The sequence below is a fragment of the Mesorhizobium sp. M1A.F.Ca.IN.020.06.1.1 genome (genome assembly GCF_004023265.1).
Lineage (GTDB): Bacteria > Pseudomonadota > Alphaproteobacteria > Rhizobiales > Rhizobiaceae > Mesorhizobium.
The window spans coordinates 1-2283 of sequence record NZ_RZSR01000952.1 but is presented as its reverse complement, the minus strand read 5'-3'; the positions used below and the strand labels follow the sequence as shown (position 1 = coordinate 2283).

The following is a 2283-nucleotide window of genomic DNA, read 5'->3' as shown; positions in this document are numbered from 1 at the left end:
GCCTGCAACAGATGCGTCTTGCCCAGGCCGACGGTCGCATGGAGAAAGAGCGGGTTGAAGCGCACCGCGCTCGACTGCGATTCCGCCACCGCCTTGGCCGCCGCGAAAGCAACACGGTTCGAAGGGCCTTCGATGAACGAAGTGAAAGTGTAGCGCGGGTCGAGCGGCGACCCCAGCACATTGTGGCGGAACTCGGTCTCCACTGGCACGCCCTGGCGGGGCGCCGGCGTCCGTTCCACCCGACCGGCGCTCGCGGTGCCGGCGGCAAGCGCGGTCTGGGCCTGCTTGGTCATCTTGCGCGCCGGCGCGATCTCCGGCTCGACATTGTTGCGGCCCTGCCGCGTGGCGGTCCGCACGACGATCTCGATCTTGAGAAGGTCGGGATCCTCGTGCCTCCACAGTTCGGCGATAAGATCAAGGTAATGGCCGTTGATCCACGACCGCAGGAAGGCCGTCGGTACGGAGATGCGGACCATTCCGCGCGACGCCTCGGCAACCTTCATGCGGCCAAACCAGCTCGAATAGACCTCGGCTCCCAGACGCGCCTTCAATTGGGCCTTGACCCGCTCGAACTTCTGTTCAGCGTCGCTGGATGCCGCCATGTCGTCCCCTCCGACGATAGTTGCTGGGAATGGGAGTTCGCCCGCAATCTCCCCTTCGATGCCGCTCTGCATGATCAAGTTCCTTGTCTCTCGTACCCTTTTTCCGCCGGGAGTGCGCCTCCTGCACCCTGGGTCCGGCGACGTTTTTCGCTGCGCCTCTATCGCCGCCGCCGGCGATATCGTTGCAACGTTGCGCAAGGGACCTCTGCCGGCTCTCGCAAGCCGGCTTGATCATGCCAAGACAATGCAACACCGCCCGGCGAAAATGCCGGCCCAACGTCGACTGCCATGTACAATTACGCCAGTCCCCTACCCGCACCGAAGAGACAAACCATGCCGCACGCGGAATTGCTCCGCGTCATGAATTCCGCCATTTTTTGCTGGCCGATTCAGGCTGGGTTAAGGGCAGGTGCCCGTCCCTTCGATGGATGGACATTACCGAAATCGCTGTGGATAGGGCAAGGCCACGTCTAACGGATTTTTAACGAATCTGGTTACCGGAGACGTGTTCAAAGCAGGTGCCACTGCGGCCCATTTTCATAAAGCCATTGTGATTCAAACCCTTTTCCGTGGAATGTGAAAAAGGCCACACCTTCGGAAATTTTCTGAAATAATTCTCTTGACAGCTACTTGTCCCCCGCCGCTCCTCCGCGAGTTGAACAAGCTGTGGATGACCGTCTGTAAGCTTTTGAAAATTATATGGATTTTGTGGCAGGCTCATCTATGGTCGTGCCCGCATCCAGCGGTCGTCGACATGAGCGATTATGTATATGCCGGCAAAACACTGGCTACTTTGAAATTCGGCCCAAGCGTCGTTGTCCGACCGTTCTTTTTAAGTACTTGCCGGCAAACGAAAAAACCCGGCCTGTGCGGCCGGGTTCAAGGATAACGGTTCTAAAGGGAAGTCGGTCAGGCCGACAGCACCTTGACCCGCTGGGCCAGCCGCGAAACCTTGCGGGAAGCCGTGTTCTTGTGGAGGACACCCTTGGTTGCGGCGCGCATCAATTCCGGCTCCGCGGCCTTGAGCGCTTCGAGCGCAGCAGCCTTGTCGCCGGCGGCGAGCGCCTCTTCGACCTGGCGAACATAGGTGCGGACGCGCGACCGACGGTTCTTGTTGATCGCCGCCCGGCGGGCGATCTTGCGCGTTGCCTTTTTGGCCGAGGACGTATTGGCCATGATGCCTCTCTTCTGATCTGGTGGGCGCCAGCGGGTCGCAGGGCGCAAAAAACAAACGGGCAGCCACGGGCCGCCTCGGTTGGTGCGGCTTATAGTTCAGCTTTTCCGGCGCGTCAACGCCGCTTCGCGGTCTTTTTGGGGCTTGAAGCCGTACCGCGCTGAAACGGGTCCGCACGCCTAAAGCAGTTGTCTTTGTGTATGCCCGGCTTCTTGCCAAAATCGCGGCACGCATTAGGCCGACAAGCCCTAGTGGTTGCTGAAATTCGGCTTCCGCTTCTCGACGAAGGCGGCCATACCCTCCTTCTGGTCATCGAGCGCAAACAGCGAGTGGAAAAGGCGGCGCTCGAAGCGCAGCCCCTCGGCAAGCGTCGTCTCGAAAGCGCGGTTGACGGCTTCCTTCGTCATCATCACCGACGGCAGGGAAAACTCGGCGATCTTCGCTGCCGCTTTCAGCGCCTCCTCGACCAGCTCGGCCGCCGGCACCACTCGCGACACCAGTCCGCAG

At 60.5% G+C, this 2283-nt stretch carries 3 protein-coding genes; all 3 read right to left on the bottom strand.

Annotation, left to right across the window (positions count from 1 at the left end):
• The coding region (locus EOA60_RS29475; protein WP_245502639.1) for a DnaA N-terminal domain-containing protein at positions 1-674 on the bottom strand (674 nt) is incomplete at its 3' end.
• Between the two features lie 837 nt (positions 675-1511).
• On the bottom strand, positions 1512-1778 hold the full coding sequence (gene rpsT, locus EOA60_RS29470; protein ID WP_095824216.1) for a 30S ribosomal protein S20: 267 nt from the start codon (positions 1776-1778) through the stop codon (positions 1512-1514).
• Between the two features lie 246 nt (positions 1779-2024).
• A partial coding sequence (locus EOA60_RS29465) for an enoyl-CoA hydratase-related protein (protein ID WP_245502638.1) occupies positions 2025-2283 on the bottom strand: 259 nt, incomplete at its 5' end.